Origin of the sequence: Streptomyces sp. NPDC001822 (assembly GCF_042892135.1) — a bacterium.
Lineage (GTDB): Bacteria > Actinomycetota > Actinomycetes > Streptomycetales > Streptomycetaceae > Streptomyces.
The window spans coordinates 260,616-279,546 of the sequence record NZ_JBIATW010000011.1 but is presented as its reverse complement, the minus strand read 5'-3'; the positions used below and the strand labels follow the sequence as shown (position 1 = coordinate 279,546).

Sequence of the window (18,931 nt, the reverse complement as noted above, 5' to 3'; positions counted from 1 at the left end):
TGGGGTCTGTGCGGACGGCCCCAAACTACCCGGCGGCCCGGGGCCGCCCGTCAGGGGAGCATCCAGCCCAGCAGCACCGTGCTCTGCGCCGTCACCACCAGGCACATGACCATCAGCAGGCCGAGGCTCCAGGGCAGGACCCTGCGCAGCAGATCCCCTTCCCGTCCCGCGAGGCCGACGGCCGCGCAGGCGATCGTCAGGTTCTGCGGCGAGATCATCTTGCCGAGCACTCCCCCGGAGCTGTTCGCGGCGGCGAGCAGTTCGGGCGAGAGACCGGATTCGTGCGCGGCGGACACCTGGAGGGCTCCGAAGAGGGCGTTGGCCGAGGTGTCGGAGCCGGACACCGCGACCCCGAACCAGCCGAGCACCGGGGAGAGGAAGGCGAGCCCCGCACCGGCGGCCGCGACGAACTGACCGATGGTGGCGGCCTGCCCGGAGAGGTTCATGACGTAGGCGAGGGCGAGTACGGACGTCACCGTGAGGATCGCGTACCGCAGCTCGTGCACGGTGGCGAGCCACTCCCGCACAGCCGCCCCGGCCCGCACACCGAGCACGGCCGCGGTGGCGAGTCCGGCGAGCAGGACGAGGGTGCCGCCCGTGGCGAGCAGCGGAAGGGTGAACACGTTGGCGCCGACGGGCCTGCCGCCGGGCCCCACGACGTCGAGGAAGGGCCAGTCGAAGACGCGGGTCGCCCCGGCCAGCAGCCGCTTGACGGGCGGGATCTGGGCGACGGAGAACACGGCCACGATCAGGGCGTACGGGGCGTAGGCGCGCAGCACCTCGCGGCGCGGGTCCTCCTGGTCGAGGTCCTCGCTGCGCGCGCCGGTGAGCACGGCCGTGCGTACGGGTTCGTCGGCGGGCCTGCGGGCGCCGGGCAGCGCGATCAGGGCGCCCGCCCCCACGAGTGCGGCCGCGATGTCGGCGAGCTGCGCGGAGACGAAGTTGGACGCGGCGAACTGGGCTGCGGCGAAGGCCACTCCGCAGACGAGCGCGGGCACCCAGGTCTCCTTGAGCCCTCGCCTGCCGTCCACCAGGAAGACCAGGATCAGCGGGACGACGAGTGCGAGCAGCGGGGTCTGACGGCCGACGACCGAGGCGACGTCGTCCAGGGGCAGGCCGGTGACCTGAGCCAGCGTCACGACCGGTGTGCCCATGGCCCCGAAGGCGACGGGCGCGGTGTTGGCGACCAGGGAGACGACGGCCGCCTTCACGGGGTCGAATCCGAGGGCGACGAGCATGACCGAGCAGATGGCGACGGGTGCGCCGAAGCCGGCCAGGGCCTCCAGGAGCGCGCCGAAGCAGAAGGCGATGACCAGTGCCTGGATGCGGGGGTCGTCGGAGACCCGGCCGAAGGAGCGGCGCAGGACGTCGAAGTGCCGGGTGCGGACGGTCATCCGGTACACCCAGAGGGCGTTGACGACGATCCACATGATGGGGAAGAGGCCGAAGAGGACACCCTGCGCCCCGGCGGAGAGCGTCTGCCCGACGGGCATGCCGTAGGCGAGCAGGGCGACGAGCGCGGCGGCCGCGAGGCCGATGAGCCCGGCGAGGTGGGCCTTCATCCGGACGGCGCCCAGCAGGACCAGCACGGTGACGAGGGGCAGTGACGCGACGAGTGCGGACAGGCCGAGCGAATCGGCTACGGGTTCGAGTTGCTGGACAAACACACAGACCTCCCCGGATTCCGTGATGCGGAAGCGATCATTCACGGGTGGGGGAATGGTCGTGTCCGCGACAAGTCCGCGTCAATGGCCCGCGCAGGAGAACTTCCCCGAACGGACATGTGCGCCTAGGAGCGGAAGGATTGACGGCCAGCCAGGCTCTGCGTCGGGAGGCCGTGTGCCAGGACTGTGCGTCAGGCTCTGCGTCAGGACCGTGTGCCAGGACCGCGCGTCAGGGCTCTGCGTCAGGACCGTCCGTCAGAGCTGTCTGCCAGAACTGTCCGCCAGGACCGTCCGTCAGGTCTCCGTGTCAGGACTCCGGGGAGCGCAGCACTCGCAGATGGCCTCGGCGCGCGACCTCCACCGGATCCGCCGCACGCGGCCCACGGCCGCCCGGCTGCCGGTCCTGCGGCCTCGCCGCCTCGCGCACGGCGTTGGCGAGCGCTTCGAGATCGTCACCGCTGGGACGTGAGGGAACCGAGGGGTCGGAGAGCCGCACGACCTCCCAGCCCCGTGGCGCGGTGAGCCGCTCACCGTGCTCGGCACAGAGGTCGTAGCAGTGGGGCTCGGCGTAGGTGGCGAGCGGGCCGAGGACCGCGGTCGAGTCGGCATAGACGTACGTCAGTGTCGCGACGGCGGGACGGCCGCACGCGGTGCGCGAACAGCGACGTACAGGGCTCACGATGTTGGACGGTACCGCACTCTTGAGCGGGCTGCGACGACTCTCCCCCGGCTCACCCCTCGTGTCGCCTCCCGGCCGGGGGCCGGCGCCGTGCCCGCGGAGCCGTTCCGACCTGCGCCGCAGCCGTCCCGATCCGGTGCGCGCCAAGGTGCTCGCGGTCCTCGGCGAGGACATGAGCGGTCATTCGGCGGAGGGTTCCCGGTCGGGGCGAGGACCGAAATCGCACCCGGTGGCGGCCGGAACGCGCATCCGCGGACATCCGGTCCGCCCGCGCGGAAGCCGTGATCGGCACGGCCGGAGGAGGGTTACGCTGCGTCGGTGATGGACAGTCCCGTACCTCCCCACCCGCAGGAGCCCCGGCAGGAGCCCCGGCCCCGCCGTCGCGACCGTCATGGCCGCGGGATGCGCGGACCGGTCGCGCCGCCGCAGGTCCCGCTGTCCGTCAGCAGGGCCGAGAGCTTCCGCGACCTCGTCCAGGACTCGGTGGAGCGGCTGGAGCGGCGCTGGCCGCAGCTGTCGGACGTCGACTTCCTGGTCCTCGACGTGCCGGGCTCCCTGGAGGACACGGTGCCGCTGGGCCGCGCGCTGTCCGCGTCGAAGGGCCGGCCCGCGCAGATCGTCGTCTACCGGCGCCCCGTGGAGATCCGCGTCAAGAGCCGCGACGAGCGGGCCCTGCTGGTGCACGAGGTCGTGGTGGAGCAGGTCGCGGAGCTGCTGGGCCTGGCACCCGAGTCGGTCGACCCGCGCTACGGACAGGACTGAGCGTCACGGGCACCACCCGGGACCGCCCCGCGGCCCCTGGTGCCGAGGGGCGGGCAGGCCCCGGCGCCACGGGCGGGGCCTGCCCGCAAGCCCGCGGCGCCGTGACCTCAGTCGTCCAGGACGGAGAGGTCCTGCTGCACGGCGGGCACCTCGACCGTGCCTCCGTCGTCCGGCATCGTCTGCACCGTGAACATGCTGACGCCGTCCTCCTTGAGCGTAAGCGTGCGGGCGGCGTGGACCGGGCCGCCCGACTCCGTCTCCACCGTCAGCGCGTAGCCGCCCTTGAGACCGGCCGGGGTCTCGGGGATCACCTCGAGCGTCGTACCGCCCTTGACCGTGTAGGTCTTGGAGGTCTTCTCACCGCCCCCGCTGCCCGCCGACGCCGTCACCTTGACCTTGGCCGTCGCGCCCGGGGCGGTCAGGGAGAGGACCGAGGCGTTCGCCCGGTTGTCGGCGACACTCGCCCGGTCGCCGACCGGGCCGGTCGCCGGGATGAACGCGATCTCCTGCCCGGCACCGCTCCCCCGCACCACGCGCAGAGCGGCGACCACCGGTGTCTTGCTGCCGTCGGTCGAGGTCAGCCGGATCGAGCCGGGTTCGTCCCGGGTGATGTTCTTGAGGTCGACGCTCGCGGTCATCCGCGACTTGATGTGCAGGGTGTTGTTCCCAGCCGGTGAGAACGTCGCGTTCTTGCCCATGAGCTGGATCTTCACGTCGGCGTCGTCCTCGCCGGGCGCGAAGGCCACCAGGCGCACGGAGGTGGCGTCCGCCGGGATGCCCGGCAGGACCAGGGTCTGCGCCGGGTCCGCGGACTTGGCCAGCCAGTCGCTGCCCACCTTGTCCTCGGCGGCGCTCACGGCGGCGCCGACCCGCCCGCTCCGCGTGGTGACGTGGACGGTCACGTTCTCGGCGGCCTCCCCGGTCAGCGTCGAGATCAGGATCGGCACGCTGGACCTGGCCGGGACCGTGATGCCCTCGCCCGCGTCGGACTTGAGGGGGCCCTCGGCGCCGAACAGCTCGATGTCGGCGACCGCGGCCGTGTCGTCGGGGTTGGTCAGGTGGACGTAGTCCTGGCGCGCCGCCGCGGTGCTCGCTCCCGGGAACCAGAAGTCGGTGTCGGGGGTGGTGCAGCTGACACCGAGCAGACCTCGGGCGCCACCGGCCTCGGCCATGGTCGTCTGCTGGGTCGTCCAGCCGGGGGCCAGCATGCCGGTCGCGGTGCCGACCAGGGCGGGCGCACCGGACTTGGACGTCTCGACGGTGGACGGCTTGCCGAGGTCCTTCAAGGAGAGGACGGGCTTGGACTCCGCCGTCCTCCCCTTCTCCGCGTCGGCCTTCTCGTCCTTCTTGTCCTTGTCCGCGTCCTCGCCGTCCTTGTCCTTGTCCGCGTCCTCACCGACGGGCGCGTCGTCCGCCGGAAGGGGCACGGCGGCCTTCAGCTCGGCCGCACCGGCCTCCCCTCCGCCCTCCCCCTCCGGGGTGAAGGAGGTGTACGTCGTGTCCGCCAGGTCCGACATGCTCGGTGCGGGACACAGGAGGCTGGAGCGCTCCACCGGAAGCAGCGCCGCTGCTTTCGGCTCGGCCGGGCCCTCGTCGCCGGGCGCGGTGAGCGCGGCGAAACCGGTGACGGCCGCGAGGGCGACGGTGCCCGCGACCAGGTACAGGGGTGTGGACTTCACTCGGACTCGCCTCGCGATGCGTTGCCGGTCGGCCACGGGCCCTGGCCCGGGGCCGTGTTCTGGTCGTGCCCGTCCTGGCCCTCGTAGGGGGCGGCTTCGCCGGCCCCCGTGGCGTAGGGCTGCTGCTGGGCGTAGCCGTAGGGGTCGTAGGCGCCCTGCTGCTGGTACGGATCCTGGTAGGGGTCCTGCTGGTACGGATCGGGCTGGTAGTACTGGCCCGCGTCCTGACCGCCCGGATACGGGCCGGCCTCCTGCGCACCGGGGTACTGGCCCGTGTCCTGGCCCTCCTGGTACTGGCCGTAGTCGGCACCCTGGTACTGCTGGGCGTCCCACTCCCCGTAGTTCTGCTGCGGCACCGCCGCGTACGTGCCCGTGCCGTCCTGGCCGCCCGGGACCGGCGCGTAGGACCCCGTGTCCTGCTCCGGCACCGCCGCGAAGGCGGCTGTGCCGTCCTGGTCGTCCGGGACCGGCGCGTACGGGTCTGCGTCCTGCTGCTCCGGGATGTACGGGGCGGGAGCGGTGGCCTGGTCGTCCGTGTACAGCGGCCCCTCCGCGTCCTCCGCGGCGGCCGCCGTCTCGGCCTGGGCCGCCGCACGCAGCCTGCGCGCCCGGCGTCCTTCACCTGCGACCGGCTCGTCCGGGACGGTGCCCGTCTCCTCGGGCAGGTCGTCGTCGATCTCCCGGCGGCGCCCCGGCAGGGCCATGACCACCAGGACGATGCCGAGCGCCACCTGTGTCCAGACCCAGGCCGTGTGAGCGATCGGGGTGTCGTAGGTGAGGTCGAGCGTGCCGCCCTCGGCGGGGAGGGCGAAGCCCTGCGCCCAGCCGTCCACGGTCTTCGGGGTCAGCGCCCGGCCGTTCAGCGTGGCCTGCCAGCCCGGGTCGGCGGCGTCGGCGAGCCGCAGCACCCGTCCCGTGCCGCCCTCGGGGACCTTGGTGTGCGCCTCCACGGGCAGCGATCCGACCGGGACCGGCACCGCGTCGTCGCCGGAGGGGACGATCGTGAGCCGGGAGACCTGGCGGTCGACCCGCCACAGGGCGCTGCCGTCCAGCTGGCTGAGCCGGCTGAGACCCGGGGTCGAGTCCAGGACACGGCTCATCTGCCGGGGCGCTCCGTCCCGTACCAGGACGTAGCGGATGGCGAAGCCGCTGAGCTGGCTGCCCTGGTCCGCACCGGAGCCGGCGACCAGGTTGGCGACGACCTTGTCCAGGTGGCTGTTGCTGCCGCCGGACTCGGTCAGCTCGGCATCGCCCAGACGGGCGCCGGAGCCGCGGACGAGGCTGTAGGAGACGGAGGCCTGTGACGTGCCCCCGAGGACCAGCGTGCGCGGCTGGTCACGGGTGCCGCTCTCCTCGGCGACGAACGCCGGCACCTGCACCGGGTCACGGCGCTCCAGTGGTCCGGCCGCTCCGCCGATCATCCAGCCGACGGCGGCCAGGACCGGCGCGATTCCGGCGGCCAGCGCGATGAGTGCGGCGACCGGCTGACGCCAGCCGAAGCTCAGGGCGGCGACGCGGACCCGGGCACCGTCCGCGCCGAGCAGCGCGGCGGCGAGGAGCGCGATGCCGTAGACGAGGGTCGCGGGCCCCGCCCAGGCGGAGCCGTTGGAGAGGCCGGCGAAGAACAGGCCGGCGAGCACGGCCACCCAGGCGGTGCGGATGGCGAACTGCCGCTCCCCGCGCAGCAGGGCGGCCAGCGCGGCGAGCACGATGCCCAGCAGCAGGACGCCGCCCGCCGCCTTGGGCCCCCCGGGGCTGATGCCGAGCAGGTCCAGTGCGGACGCGGTGCCCGCACCGAGGTCGAACCCGGCCTCCTTCAGGAAGTCCGACGGGCTGGTCAGCAGCGAGAGCGACCAGGGCGCGAGGACCAGCATCGGGGTGCCGACCGCGGCCAGGAAGCGCAGGCCGTACGCCGCGAGGTCCTTCCGGCGCAAGGCCAGCACCGCGATGCCGAGCACCACGGCCAGCGGCCAGACGACCGGGGTGAAGGCGGTGGTGAAGGTCAGCAGCAGGGTGTACGCCCAGGTCGCGCGCCAGCTGCCCCGTGCGCTCGATCCGTCCCCGCGAAGCCCGTGGGCGGCCACGGCCGCGCGGGCGATCAGCGGGAGCAGCACGGCCAGGACGGCCGTGCCGAGGCGTCCGGTGGCCAGCGCTCCGGTCGCCGCGGGCAGGAAGGCGTACGCGACGCTCGCCCAGGCGCGCAGCAGCCGGGATTCGATCAGCGGCCGCGAGGCGAAGTACGCGGTGAGCCCGGCGAGCGGGACCGAGCAGACGAGCAGCAGGGTCAGCGCGAAACCGGTGGAGCCGAGGAACAGGGCCGACAGGGCGGCGATCACGGCGAGGTACGGAGGGGCGGACTGGGTTCCGCCCGTGCCGACGGGGTGCCATCCGTCCGCGTAACGCCCCCAGAGGTCGGAGACGTCGGCAGGGGCCGGCAGCAGGGCGCCGCCCGCGAGCGCGCCGCCGCCGAGGAGGCCGCGGCAGGCCACCAGCGACACGAGGAGCAGGAGCGCGAAGAGGACGGGGCCCGGCTTGCGGCCGAGCCGCTTGAGCCGCGCGAACTGCTCGACCTGCAGGAAGTCGGCGTCGTCGCCGCCGGGGCCGGACTCGACCGCTCCGTGCCGCGAACCGCCGGAGTCGGAGTCGGTACGGCTGCCGAAGTTGCCCGCGACCTGTTCGACCGTGGCGCGGACCGTGGCGCCGGGCGGCGGGAACAGCGATCGCAGTTCGGCCGCGTCCACCGTCGCCCCGCGCCGGTCGCGGCGGGCGGCGAGGATGCGTCCGGGCCGCAGCAGGGTGCCGAAGAGTCCGGCGACCTCGTCCAGGGCCTGCCCGGGCACCTTGCCGACGAGATAGGCCAGGGTGCGCAGCACCGTGCCGACGAGGAGCCGGAGCAGGGCCCAGGGCAGCTGCTTGCCGCGGGCGTTGACGAGCATCGTGTAGACGGCACCCGCCTTGTCGACGCGGTGCGGGCTGGCGACCGAGCGCCCGGCGCAGTCGATGGGGCGGCGTTCCCTCGCGGAGGCCTCGGCGTGGCGCAGGACGGCCTCGGGGGCGACGAGGACCCGGTGGCCCGCCAGGTGGGCGCGCCAGCAGAGGTCGACGTCGTCACGCATCAGCGGGAGCCTGCGGTCGAAGCCGCCGAGTTCCTCCCAGACGTCGCGTCGCACGAGCATGCCCGCGGAGGACACGGAGAGGACGGTGCGGACCTGGTCGTGCTGGCCCTGGTCCTGTTCGCGGCGGTCCAGTCCGGTCCAGCGGCGTCCGCTGTTGGCGATGGAGACGCCGACTTCCAGCAGCTGCTTCCGGTCGTACCAGCCGCGGAGCTTGGGGCCGACGATCGCGGCGTGCTGGTCGTTGTCGACGACGCGCAGCATCTCGGCGAGTGCGTCCGGCTCGGGGGCGCTGTCGTCGTGCAGCAGCCAGAGCCACTGGACGGGATCGCCGTGCGGGAGCTCCGGAAGGTCGTAGGCGTCGTCGCGCCAGGTCCGTGTGACGGGGTCCCAGCCGCTCGGGCGCTTCAGATACGGCAGGTCGTCGGGGGTGAGGACGCCGGCGGAGCGGGTCGCCTCCTCGACGGCGGTGCCGAAGCTCGTGCGCCGCGCCAGGTGCAGGACGCGCTCGTCGCCCAGCGCCTCGGTGACCAGGCGGGCGGAGTCGTCGGCGCTGCCGGTGTCGGCGGCGACGACGTTCTGCACGGGGCGTTCCTGCCCGAGCAGGCCGGCCAGCACTTCGGGCAGCCAGCGCGCGCCGTCGTGGGCGACGAGCACGGCGGTGACGACGTGCCGGGGGAACTCAGGGGCTGCGGCGGCCGCATTCGGCGCCGCCGAGTGGCTGTGCACGGACATCGGGGTACGGGCCCTCCGGCCGGGTCCGGAGGGGATCCCCCCGGGGGCTGCATCGGTGTACACGCGCGCCCCGGTGGGGCGTTGACGCGTCTCTCGGACGGGGCCCCACACTAACGGTACGGATGTGCGCCCTGCGCCGAGCGGTTGACCGGCGGGACGCGGAGGCGGCCGGACGTGCCGATGGCCTGGGGGCCGCACCCCTGGTGCGGGGTGCGGCCCCCAGGCCATCGCGATCCCGGTGTCCGGGGGCTCCGCGTCAGATGGCCGCCTTCTTCAGGCGCCTGCGCTCACGCTCGGAGAGACCACCCCAGATCCCGAACCGCTCGTCGTTGTTGAGGGCGTACTCAAGGCATTCGGAACGGACTTCGCAGGCGAGACAGACCTTCTTGGCCTCGCGGGTGGAGCCGCCCTTCTCGGGGAAGAAGGACTCCGGATCGGTCTGGGCGCACAGAGCGCGCTCCTGCCAGCCGAGCTCCTCGTCCGCGTCCTCGACCAGCAGTTGCTGGAACAGCTCGGTCATGTGCGCCCCTCGTCTGTCTCTTGCGTCCCCGTGATGCGGCCGTTATCGATGCGGCCGAACGACACGAGTGAAATTACAAGTGTGTAGCTTCAGGCCAGTCAAGCGAAGATCTGCTATTGGCCCCGGTATTCACTCTGCGGAACCAAGCCTATGCGGAAAGTGTTCAAATCACCAAAAATCTGACATATGCCACCGGTGTCGCTCCGCGCGTCGCCCCCAGGAAGAAGGACGAGCCGGGGCGGCTCGATGTTTCGATTCGATCACCGAAGCGACCAAGATCACAGTAGGGTCACGGGCCCTCAATCGCGTTTACACACGCGGTTGATGCGCCACCTTGCCTCTGGAATGGGTGCCAAAACCTTTCTCCTGTCCTCACAACCGGATGGGGTGAAAGATTGCCGCCAAATCGGGCATTGAGTTGACAGAACGCACACGGTGCCGGTCTCCTTGACCCCATGCCAGCGACCGCAGCGACGTACGCGACCCACAGCCGTGGGTTCCGCACCGCTGTCCAGGCCCGCTGTTGCTGTTCCAGCTGTCACAGCTGTTGAGCCGTAGCGCTCCAGCCCTGATCCAGCCTTCTCCACCGCATTCCGGTCTTCGCGACACCCCCACGTACGCGCATATCCACATGCCGAGGAACCACCGCACCCATGAACAGCGACAGCGACCTCTCCATCGCCGGCGACATCCTCCAGGTCCAGCACCTTCTCCGTCCGGCCAGCCCCCACCCCTCCACCGTGGCCGAGTTCGTCGGAATGGCCCGGTCCATCGCCGCCGACCGCGACCGGTGGGCCCCGCTCGTCCGGTACGACACCACGACCCGCTGGTACCACCGGCTGCACAGCGCTCCCCCGGTGCCCGGCGGCGGCGGAACGTCCTTCCCCGGCTACGAGATCTGGCTGCTGAGCTGGGTCCCCGGCCAGGGCAGCGGACGCCACGACCACGGCCTGTCCTCCGGTGTACTCACGGTCCTGGACGGCGAGTTGACCGAGCACACCGGGCGCGGCGCGCGGGTGCTGACCACCGGCTCCCAGAGGGTGTTCGCGCCCGGTTACGTCCACGAGGTCGTCAACGACTCCCTGGAGCCCGCCGTCAGCCTGCACATCTACTTCCCGGGGCTGACCGATATGCCGATGCACTCGGCCCGTTGCGCCACCGCCGCCGAGGACGTCGTACCGGCCTGACGCCCGGCAGCCCACAGACGGGGCCCGCCACCACCCCCACAATGATCAGGCTCCGCCTGACAGCCCACCCGTCGCCCGCCACCACCCCCACAATGATCAGGCTGCGCCTGACAGACTGGTCTGTATGCGCATTGTGGTTCTGGCCGGCGGTATCGGTGGTGCTCGTTTCCTGCGCGGCCTCAAACAGGCCGCGCCCGACGCGGACATCACGGTGATCGGCAACACCGGCGACGACATCCATCTGTTCGGGCTGAAGGTCTGTCCCGACCTCGACACCGTGATGTACACCCTCGGCGGTGGCATCAACGAGGAGCAGGGCTGGGGGCGTACCGACGAGACCTTCCAGGTCAAGGACGAGCTCGCGGCGTACGGTGTGGGGCCCGAGTGGTTCGGCCTCGGCGACCGTGACTTCGCCACCCACATCGTCCGCACGCAGATGCTCGGCGCCGGCTACCCGCTGAGCGCGGTCACCGAGGCGCTCTGCGCCCGCTGGAAGCCCGGGGTCAGGCTGATCCCGATGTCCGACGACCGCGTCGAGACGCACGTGGCGGTGGACGTCGACGGCGAGAGCAAGGCCGTCCACTTCCAGGAGTACTGGGTCAAACTGCGGGCCTCCGTGCCCGCGCAGGCCATCGTGCCGGTGGGCGCGGACCAGGCGAAGCCCGCACCCGGCGTGCTGGAGGCCATCGCCGGGGCCGACGTCATCGTCTTCCCGCCGTCCAATCCCGTCGTCTCCGTCGGCACCATCCTCGCCGTGCCCGGTATCCGCGAGGCCATCGCCGAGGCGGGGGTCCCCGTGGTCGGGCTCTCCCCCATCGTCGGTGACGCGCCCGTACGCGGCATGGCCGACAAGGTGCTGGCCGCCGTGGGCGTCGAGTCCACCGCTGCCGCCGTCGCCCGGCACTACGGTTCGGGGCTGCTCGACGGCTGGCTCGTCGACACCGTGGACGAGGGAGCCGTCGGCGAGGTGGAGGCCGCCGGCATCCGCTGCCGGGCCGTCCCGCTGATGATGACGGACGTGGACGCCACCGCGGAGATGGCCCGCCAGGCCCTGTCCCTGGCCGAGGAGGTGCGCGCGTGAGCTCCGGAGCCGCGCCGACGGCGCCCTCGTACCGGGTGTGGGCCCTGCCGGGGATGCCCGAGGTGCGGGAGGGCGACGATCTCGCGAAGCTGATCGCCGCCACGGAGCCGGGGCTGGCCGACGGCGACGTCCTGCTGGTCACCTCGAAGATCGTCTCCAAGGCGGAGGGGCGGATCGTCGAGGCCGCCGACCGGGAGGCGGCCATCGACGCCGAGACCGTCCGGGTCGTGGCCCGGCGCGGAACCCTCAGGATCGTGGAGAACCGCCAGGGGCTCGTCATGGCGGCGGCTGGTGTCGACGCCTCGAACACCCCCGCCGGGACGGTGCTGCTTCTGCCCGAGGACCCCGACGCCTCCGCCCGCGCGATCCGTGACGGCCTGCGGGACGCGCTCGGGGTGGAGATCGGGGTCGTCGTCACGGACACCTTCGGCCGTCCCTGGCGCAACGGGCTCACGGACGTCGCGATCGGCGCGGCGGGCGTCAGAGTGCTGGACGACCTCCGGGGCGGCAGCGACGAGCACGGCAATCCGCTGAGCGCCACGGTCGTGGCCACCGCCGACGAGCTGGCCTCGGCCGGCGACCTGGTGAAGGGCAAGGCGTCCGGGCTGCCCGTCGCGGTCGTGCGCGGGCTGCCCCACGTGGTCGCGGGGGCCGGGGAGCCCGAGGAGGGTGCCCGCGCGATGGTGCGGGTGGCGGCCGACGACATGTTCCGGCTGGGGACCTCGGAGGCCGTGCGGGAGGCGCTCGGCCTGCGGCGCACCGTGCGGGAGTTCACGGACGAGCCGGTCGACCCCGGCGCCGTGCGGCGGGCGGTGGCGGCGGCCGTGACGGCCCCGGCCCCGCACCACACGACACCGTGGCGGTTCGTGCTGCTGGAGTCCGCCGATGCCCGGCACCGGCTGCTGGACGCGATGCGGGACGCGTGGATCGCCGATCTGCGGCGGGACGGGCGCGGCGAGGAGTCGATCGCCAAGCGGGTACGCCGGGGTGACGTCCTGCGCAACGCCCCCTACCTCGCGGTGCCGTGCCTGGTGACCGACGGATCACACTCCTACGGGGACGAGCGCCGGGACACCGCGGAGCGCGAGATGTTCGTGGTCGCGGCCGGGGCGGGTGTCCAGAACTTCCTGGTGGCGCTGGCGGGCGAGCGGCTCGGTTCGGCGTGGGTGTCCTCGACGATGTTCTGCCGCCCGGTGGTGCGCGAGGTGCTGGACCTGCCGGACACCTGGGATCCGCTGGGCGCGGTGGCCATCGGCCATCCCGCTACGGCGCCGGCGGCGCGGGCGCCGCGCGACCCGGAGGCCTTCCTCACCGTGCGCTGAACCAGGTCACAGCCGGGCGATGTCGCCCGGCTGCATCCGGGGGGCCCGGCGCGCGGGGATGCGGCCCGAGAGCATGATCAGGCGCGTCGCGCGGTGGCGCTGGCCCTCGTAGGGGGCCAGGAGCGCCAGCATCTCCTCGTCGTCGGCGTCCCGGTTGTCCGCGAGCGCGTGGCCGACGATGCCCGGCAGGTGCAGGTCGCCGACGGTGACCGCGTCGGCGGCGCCGTTGGAGCGCTGGAGGGTCTCCGCGGCGGTCCAGGGTCCGATGCCGGGGATCAGCTGGAGCCTGGTCATGGCCTCGGTGAGACCCATCGCGGCCGCTTCCTCCATGCGCCGGGCCACCCGGACCGCGCGCAGGATCGTCGCGGAGCGCTTGGAGTCCACACCCGCGCGGTGCCACTCCCAGGACGGGATGAGCGACCAGGTCCGGGCGTCCGGCAGGACGTGGAGGCCGTATGCGGCGAACCCGGGGTCCGCGGGACCGGGCGCCGGGGTGCCGTGGGTGCGGAGAAGGAGCCGCCAGGCGCGGTAGGCCTCGTCGGTGGTGACCTTCTGTTCCAGGACCGAGGGGATGAGGGACTCCATCACGAGCCCGGTGCGCAGCAGGCGCAGACCGGGCCGGCGGTGCTGGGTCAGTGCGAGCAGCCGATGGCGGGGGCGGAAGTCGTCCGGGGTGTCGTCGGCGCCGAGCAGCGCCGGCAGCCCGTCCAGCAGCCACTGCGCACCCGGCCCCCAGGCAGCACCGTGGACGGTGCCGTCGTGGGCCGCCGAGACGCGCAGGGTGCCGGGGCCGGCCGGGGTGCGGGTAGCCCGCCAGAAGGTCCCGTCGGGAAGCGCGCGGTAGGCGGGGTCGGCAGGACCGCGGCGCAGCGGGCTGAGGACGAGCCGCAGGTCGAGCGGTCCCGGTGGGGTCCAGTTACGGGTCAGAGCCGGGGCGGACGCGTCCGTGACCGCCGGCCGCCCATGGGGTGCGGCGGCGGTGCGGGGTGTGAAGCGTCCTGCCACGGGTGGGGTCCTCGGTCGTCGGGGTCGCCTGTCGAGGGTACGGCCGATGGCGGCCGTCCGGCGGCCGGACGGCCGCGGTCACTGGTCGGAGGAGAAGCGGACCGCCGCGTCCGGGAGGACCGCACCGCACCAGACGCGGATGCCGTCGCGCAGTTCGTTGTCGGCGCCGACCCGTGCCCCGTCGCCGATCACCGCCCCCGTGAGGACCGAACGGCTGCCGATCCGCGCTCCCGCCCCGACGAGCGAGTCGGTGATCACCGCGCCCGGTTCGACGACGGCGCCGGCCAGCACGGTGGAACCCGCGATCCTCGCGCCCTCCCCGATCAGCGCCCCGTCCCCGACGACGGTGCCGCCGGTGAGTTTGGCGTCGGCGGCCACGGAGGCGGTGGGCAGGACGAGGCGTTCGCCGCAGCGGCCGGGGACCGCCGGGGACGGGGCACGCCCCAGGACCAGATCGGCCGATCCCCGTACGAACGCCTGGGGGGTGCCGAGGTCCAGCCAGTAGGTGGAGTCGACCATGCCCTGGAGGTGCGCGCCCGAGTCCAGGAGCCCGGGGAAGGTCTCGCGCTCCACGGACACCGGCCGCCCGTCGGGGATCGTGTCGATGACCGACCGGCGGAAGATGTAAGCCCCCGCGTTGATCTGGTCGGTGACTATCTCCTCGGGTGTCTGCGGCTTCTCCAGGAAGGCCGTCACCCGGCCCGTGCCGTCCGTCGGCACGAGACCGAAGGCGCGCGGGTCGTCCACCCTCGTCAGGTGCAGGGAGACGTCCGCCCCGGAAGCGGCGTGCGACGCGACCAGGGCCCGGATGTCGAGACCCGTCAGGATGTCCCCGTTGAACACGAGGACGGGTTCGTCCGGGCCGGAGGCCAGTCGCGACGCCACGTTCCGGATGGCCCCGCCGGTGCCGAGCGGTTCGTCCTCGGTGACGTACTCGATCGAGAGGCCCAGCGACGAACCGTCCCCGAAGTACGGTTCGAATACCTCCGCCAGATAGGACGTCGCGAGCACGATGTGCTCCACACCCGCGGCCCTGGCGCGCGCCAGTTGGTGGGTGAGGAACGGCACCCCCGCCGCCGGCACCATCGGCTTCGGGGTGTGCACCGTGAGGGGACGCAGCCGGGTGCCCTTGCCACCGACCAGGAGGATCGCTTCTTTTGCCTCTGTCACAGCACCGTCTCTGCTTCCTGCTGGGGCCGGGGCCTCGTATCGGCTGGCCAGTGTATGCAGACCGGTCGGGGCTCTCCCGGTCAGCGGCCCTGCAGTTTGGCCGAACTCGTCCGGGCCGTGCCGAGCTTCTTGTAGAGACGGTTTCCCGGGCATTCGGTTGCGAAGCCGTCGCGGTGCCCGGAGATGACGTTGAGCTTGGCCTTCGCACCCTTCTTGTACTTGCCGCTGCCGCCGGAGACCAGGGTGACCTTGCCCTTGGGGTTGCGGCCGAACAGACCGAGCTTCCAGGCGGTGAGTTTGGCGATCGCCGTGACCGCGGCGGCGGGCGGGTTCTTCGAGCTGTACGTCCCGAGGACCGCGATGCCCATGCTGTTCGTGTTGAACCCGAGCGTGTGGGCTCCGAGGACGGCCTTGGTCACCCCTCCGGCACGGCCCTCGTAGATGTTCCCGCACTTGTCGACGGCGAAGTTGTAGCCGATGTCGCGCCAGCCGCTGCTCTTGACGTGGTAGCGGTAGATGCTGCGCAGGACCGACGGCGCCTGGGAGCAGGTGTAGTTGTTTCCGGTGGCGCTGTGGTGGATGAAGGCGGCCTTGACGGTCGAGGTGTAGGCGAAGGCGCGCTCGCGCAGGCTCTCGTCGGCACCCCAGCCCTTGCGCGTGACGATGCGCGGCCGTGGTCCCACGAAGGGCTTGGCGCCGGCTCCGACGACCGCTTGCTCCTCCGATTCGGCCTTGCTCAGGGCGGTGATCTCGGCGGCGCCCAGCGGGGCGAGGTCGGCGTTGACGGCGGAGCTCTCGGCCGCCGCCATGTTGAGGCCGGCGGCTTCCGGGAGCGCGCCGGGCTTGGGGGCCGCGGCGGGGGTCGCGACGCCCGGCGACGGGGTGGCGGAGGACGGTGTGCCGGTGGCCGGGGTGACCTCGGTGCCGGGCGGCTCCGGGTCGTCGCCGGGGTCGACGAGTTCGACGCGGAGTCCGGCCGGGAGCGGGGCGGTGTCGGCGGCGCCGCTTCGCGGTCCGGCGTTCTCGGAGCGCACGCGTACCTCGACGCCGTCCGAGTCGCCGACCCAGAGCGGGGCGGTGGAACCGCGCACCCGGCCCGACAGCCGCTCGGGGCTTCCGGCGTCGGCCGCGTGGTCGGTGTTGTGGGTCTCCAGGGCCTGCCAGCCGGACCACCGGGTGGTGTCGGTCGCCCGGGTGCGGACCTGGACGGTCCCGTGCAGTTCGGTGTCGGCGTCGTCCCAGACGACGCCGACCAGGGAGAAGCGGCGGGAGTCCTGCCGGAGCAGCCCCTGTGCCGCTGCCGGGGTCATGGATTCGGTGGGCCGGCCGGTGGCCCTCGGGACCGCTCCGTCGAGGGGACGGAGCGGCAGTGACTGGGTCGAACCCGCGGGTTCGACGGGGACGGCCGCGGCCGCGTGGGCGACCGGGGCGGAGACGGTGGCGGCAGGTGCGGGGGCGGCGAGCGGGAGGGTGAGTGCCGTCGCACAGGTGACGCCGATGGAAGTGGCAAGAAGTGCACGCATACAGAAAATAATTGGCAGAGTCCGGCATTTCCGGCTACTGGAGTATGCGCGCGTGCAGTTGACGCACCGTCTGCCGAACCGGTGCACGGGACACCCGTCACGCCCGCCCGGCCCTCGCCCGCCGCGTACCCTTGCGCGGATGAACGCCAGTGATCGCACCCCCGCCGACCTGCTGCGATCCGCGCTCGCCGCGGACCCGGCCCGTCCCCTCGTCACCTTCTACGACGACGCAACCGGAGAGCGTGTCGAACTGTCCGTGGCGACCTTCGCCAATTGGGTGGCCAAGACCGCCAATCTGCTCCAGGGGGATCTGGCCGCCGAGCCCGGCGACCGCCTCGCCCTGCTCCTCCCCGCCCACTGGCAGTCGGCCGTCTGGCTGCTCGCCTGCTCCTCGGTTGGCGTCGTGGCCGACGTGCAGGGCGACCCGGGCTCCGCCGATCTCGTCGTCAGCGGACCGGACACGCTCGACCGGGCCCGCGCCTGCCGCGGGGAACGGATCGCGCTGGCCCTGCGCCCGCTCGGCGGGCGGTTCCCGCAGGCGCCCGAGGGCTTCGCGGACTACGCGGTGGAGGTCCCCGGGCAGGGCGACCGCTTCGCCCCGTACGCCCCGGTGGACCCCGAGGCCCCCGCCCTGGCGGTGGGCGGCGCCGAACTGACGGCGGACCAGGTCGTCGCGCGGGCCCGCCAGGACGCGGCGGAACTGGGACTCGCCCCGGGCTCCCGGCTGCTGACCGGCCGGGCGTACGACAGCTGGGAGGGACTGTCCACCGGACTCCTGGCGCCGCTGGCGGCGGGCGGTTCCGTCGTCCTGTGCCGCCATCTGGACCGCCTGGACGAGGCCGCGCTGGCCAGGCGCGTCGAGACCGAGCGCATCAGCAACACGGCGGTATGACAAGCCCGGTGAACGACACCCGTCCGGCCCATGCAGGGCCGAGCCCCCGGGACTGAGCACCGACTGCGGTACATGATCAGGCGGTACGAGGCAACGTCGAGAACGCCGCCTGAATGCACAACCAAGCGTGAGGTTCAGCCGTCTACTTCTGCGACCGGCGGCCCTTCGCGCCGCCGAACATGAAGGATGGACGCAGACGTGAGCGACAGCCCCGGCCCTCCGGCCGAACCGGACCGGCCCGACCACTCGGCAGGGGACGAGCCCGAGGACGGGGCGCGTGACGCGTCAGGGACCGCCCGGGAGAACGACGGCGACCGCGGCGACGGCGGGAGCGAAGACGGCGGGAGCGGCGGAGGCGGCACCGGCGGGACAGCGGCGCCGGCGAGCGACGGCGGGGAGGGCGGGGAGGGCGGGGACGGGACCTGGGCCGCGCGCCCCGAGCGCGAGGGCAAGAGCCACTGGCTCCGCTGGACCGCCCTCGCCGTCTCGTTCCTCGTGCTGGTCGCGGCCGGGGTCGGCTGGTGGCTGTACAACAAGCTGGACGGCAACATCACGACCGACACCAGCGCCGCGGCCGAGCTGAAGGCCTACGAGAAGGACCGGCCGCTGCCCGTCGCCCACGACGCGCAGAACATCCTGCTGATCGGCTCCGACACCCGGTCCGGGGACAACAGCGCGTACGGCCGTGACGACGGTGGCAGCCAGCGCTCGGACACGACGATCCTGCTGCACCTCGCGGCCGACCGCCGGAGCGCGACCGCGGTGTCCATCCCCCGCGACCTGATGTCCGACATCCCCAGCTGCCACACCGAGGACGGCAAGTCGACGAAGCAGCAGTTCGCGCAGTTCAACTGGGCTTTCGAGCTCGGCGGCACGGCGTGCACGATCCGCACGGTCGAGAAGATGACGGGGATCCGCATCGACCATCACATGGTCATCGACTTCGCGGGCTTCAAGGACATGGTCGACGCCGTGGACGGCGTCGAGGTCTGCCTCAAGAAGCCGGTCGACGACCCCGACGCCCACCTCAAGCTCCCCGCCGGGCGCCAGGAGCTCGACGGCGAGGAGGCCCTGGGGTACGTCCGGGCCCGCAAGTCGATCGGGAACGGCAGCGACACCGAGCGCATGGACCGCCAGCAGAAGTTCCTCGGGGCCCTCGTCAACAAGATGCAGAGCAACGGCGTCCTGCTGAACCCGACGCGGCTGTACCCGGTGCTGGACGCGGCGACCAAGTCGCTGACGACGGACCCGGGGCTCGACTCGCTGCGGGACCTGTACGACCTGGTGCGCGGCATGCGGAACGTGCCGACCGAGAAGGTGCAGTTCCTGACCGTGCCCCGGCAGGCCTACCGCGCCGACCCGAACCGGGACGAGCTCGTGCAGCCGGGCGCCGACCAGCTCTTCGCTCAGCTGAGGAAGGACGAGCCCGTCACCGTGGTCCCGCCCGAGAAAAACAATTCCGGAGATTCACAGGCGGATCACAGCTCCGAGAACCCGTCCGGCGAAAAGCCCGGCGGAACGGCGGACGGGAGCCCGACGCCGGCCCCGACCTTTTCGGGATCGAATGCGGCCGACGACCCGTGCGGCTCGTAAAGCAAT

General features: G+C 72.8%; 14 protein-coding genes. 6 read left to right on the top strand and 8 right to left on the bottom strand.

Going from position 1 to position 18,931, the window contains the following annotated elements; translation table 11 throughout:
- Window positions 1–50 precede the first annotated feature (50 nt).
- Together ACFYY2_RS25135 and ACFYY2_RS25130 are read right to left on the bottom strand one after the other, a co-directional pair.
- Complete coding sequence (locus tag ACFYY2_RS25135) at window positions 51–1,667, bottom strand: L-lactate permease (protein WP_388746565.1); 1,617 nt, start codon at window positions 1,665–1,667, stop codon at window positions 51–53.
- A 304-nt stretch (window positions 1,668–1,971) separates the two neighbouring features.
- Window positions 1,972–2,343 carry a DUF3499 domain-containing protein gene (locus ACFYY2_RS25130; RefSeq protein ID WP_388746563.1) on the bottom strand — a complete coding sequence of 124 codons (372 nt, stop codon included), beginning with the start codon at window positions 2,341–2,343 and terminating at the stop codon, window positions 1,972–1,974.
- Window positions 2,344–2,664: 321 nt separating this feature from the next.
- Between ACFYY2_RS25130 and ACFYY2_RS25125 the strand changes: the two genes are divergently transcribed.
- Window positions 2,665–3,105 (top strand): metallopeptidase family protein, encoded by a 441-nt coding sequence (locus ACFYY2_RS25125; protein ID WP_388746561.1) that lies wholly within the window; start codon window positions 2,665–2,667, stop codon window positions 3,103–3,105.
- A 107-nt stretch (window positions 3,106–3,212) separates the two neighbouring features.
- Here the strand turns inward: ACFYY2_RS25125 and ACFYY2_RS25120 are convergent, their stop codons facing one another.
- The 3 genes from ACFYY2_RS25120 to ACFYY2_RS25110 all read right to left on the bottom strand — a co-directional run bounded on the left by ACFYY2_RS25120 (window position 3,213) and on the right by ACFYY2_RS25110 (window position 9,152).
- On the bottom strand, window positions 3,213–4,784 hold the full coding sequence (locus ACFYY2_RS25120; protein WP_388746559.1) for a DUF5719 family protein: 1,572 nt from the start codon (window positions 4,782–4,784) through the stop codon (window positions 3,213–3,215).
- Complete coding sequence (locus ACFYY2_RS25115) at window positions 4,781–8,632, bottom strand: glycosyltransferase (RefSeq protein ID WP_388746557.1); 3,852 nt, start codon at window positions 8,630–8,632, stop codon at window positions 4,781–4,783. Before ACFYY2_RS25115 ends, ACFYY2_RS25120 begins: the two co-directional genes overlap by 4 nt.
- Before the next feature lie 256 nt (window positions 8,633–8,888).
- Window positions 8,889–9,152 carry a WhiB family transcriptional regulator gene (locus ACFYY2_RS25110; protein WP_031093859.1) on the bottom strand — a complete coding sequence of 88 codons (264 nt, stop codon included), beginning with the start codon at window positions 9,150–9,152 and terminating at the stop codon, window positions 8,889–8,891.
- Between the two features lie 653 nt (window positions 9,153–9,805).
- Between ACFYY2_RS25110 and ACFYY2_RS25105 the strand changes: the two genes are divergently transcribed.
- The 3 genes from ACFYY2_RS25105 to ACFYY2_RS25095 all read left to right on the top strand — a co-directional run bounded on the left by ACFYY2_RS25105 (window position 9,806) and on the right by ACFYY2_RS25095 (window position 12,742).
- Window positions 9,806–10,339, top strand: coding sequence for a cysteine dioxygenase (locus tag ACFYY2_RS25105; RefSeq protein ID WP_388746555.1), 534 nt, complete (start codon window positions 9,806–9,808; stop codon window positions 10,337–10,339).
- A gap of 124 nt (window positions 10,340–10,463) precedes the next feature.
- Window positions 10,464–11,420 carry a 2-phospho-L-lactate transferase gene (gene cofD, locus ACFYY2_RS25100; protein ID WP_388746553.1) on the top strand — a complete coding sequence of 319 codons (957 nt, stop codon included), beginning with the start codon at window positions 10,464–10,466 and terminating at the stop codon, window positions 11,418–11,420.
- A complete protein-coding gene (locus tag ACFYY2_RS25095; protein ID WP_388746551.1) occupies window positions 11,417–12,742 on the top strand; it encodes a coenzyme F420-0:L-glutamate ligase in 1,326 nt (441 codons plus the stop codon). Before cofD ends, ACFYY2_RS25095 begins: the two co-directional genes overlap by 4 nt.
- A 6-nt stretch (window positions 12,743–12,748) precedes the next feature.
- On the opposite strand, the gene ACFYY2_RS25090 is transcribed toward ACFYY2_RS25095, so the two are convergent.
- The 3 genes from ACFYY2_RS25090 to ACFYY2_RS25080 form a co-directional block, all read right to left on the bottom strand.
- The gene (locus ACFYY2_RS25090) at window positions 12,749–13,747 is read right to left on the bottom strand and encodes a DNA-3-methyladenine glycosylase family protein (RefSeq protein ID WP_388746549.1); all 999 of its coding nucleotides are present in this window, start codon (window positions 13,745–13,747) and stop codon (window positions 12,749–12,751) included.
- 78 nt (window positions 13,748–13,825) lie between these two features.
- The gene (locus ACFYY2_RS25085; RefSeq protein WP_388746547.1) at window positions 13,826–14,917 is read right to left on the bottom strand and encodes a sugar phosphate nucleotidyltransferase; all 1,092 of its coding nucleotides are present in this window, start codon (window positions 14,915–14,917) and stop codon (window positions 13,826–13,828) included.
- A gap of 80 nt (window positions 14,918–14,997) precedes the next feature.
- A complete protein-coding gene (locus ACFYY2_RS25080) occupies window positions 14,998–16,440 on the bottom strand; it encodes an N-acetylmuramoyl-L-alanine amidase (RefSeq protein WP_388746545.1) in 1,443 nt (480 codons plus the stop codon).
- A 139-nt stretch (window positions 16,441–16,579) separates the two neighbouring features.
- On the opposite strand from ACFYY2_RS25080, the gene ACFYY2_RS25075 reads away from it, so the two are divergent.
- Together ACFYY2_RS25075 and ACFYY2_RS25070 are read left to right on the top strand one after the other, a co-directional pair.
- Window positions 16,580–17,332 carry a TIGR03089 family protein gene (locus tag ACFYY2_RS25075; RefSeq protein WP_388746543.1) on the top strand — a complete coding sequence of 251 codons (753 nt, stop codon included), beginning with the start codon at window positions 16,580–16,582 and terminating at the stop codon, window positions 17,330–17,332.
- A gap of 186 nt (window positions 17,333–17,518) precedes the next feature.
- Entirely contained in the window at window positions 17,519–18,925 is a 1,407-nt protein-coding gene (locus ACFYY2_RS25070; protein WP_388746541.1) for an LCP family protein, read from the top strand.
- The last annotated feature ends 6 nt before the right edge of the window (window positions 18,926–18,931 follow it).

Bases quoted from the DNA above. Each gene is read 5' to 3' on its own strand.
- ACFYY2_RS25125 (WP_388746561.1), top strand. From the start codon at position 2,665: ATGGACAGTCCCGTACCTCCCCACCCGCAGGAGCCCCGGCAGGAGCCC.
- ACFYY2_RS25070 (WP_388746541.1), top strand. From the start codon at position 17,519: ATGGACGCAGACGTGAGCGACAGCCCCGGCCCTCCGGCCGAACCGGAC.
- ACFYY2_RS25115 (WP_388746557.1), bottom strand. From the start codon at position 8,632: ATGTCCGTGCACAGCCACTCGGCGGCGCCGAATGCGGCCGCCGCAGCC.
- ACFYY2_RS25075 (WP_388746543.1), top strand. From the start codon at position 16,580: ATGAACGCCAGTGATCGCACCCCCGCCGACCTGCTGCGATCCGCGCTC.
- ACFYY2_RS25110 (WP_031093859.1), bottom strand. From the start codon at position 9,152: ATGACCGAGCTGTTCCAGCAACTGCTGGTCGAGGACGCGGACGAGGAG.
- ACFYY2_RS25105 (WP_388746555.1), top strand. From the start codon at position 9,806: ATGAACAGCGACAGCGACCTCTCCATCGCCGGCGACATCCTCCAGGTC.
- cofD (WP_388746553.1), top strand. From the start codon at position 10,464: ATGCGCATTGTGGTTCTGGCCGGCGGTATCGGTGGTGCTCGTTTCCTG.
- ACFYY2_RS25080 (WP_388746545.1), bottom strand. From the start codon at position 16,440: ATGCGTGCACTTCTTGCCACTTCCATCGGCGTCACCTGTGCGACGGCA.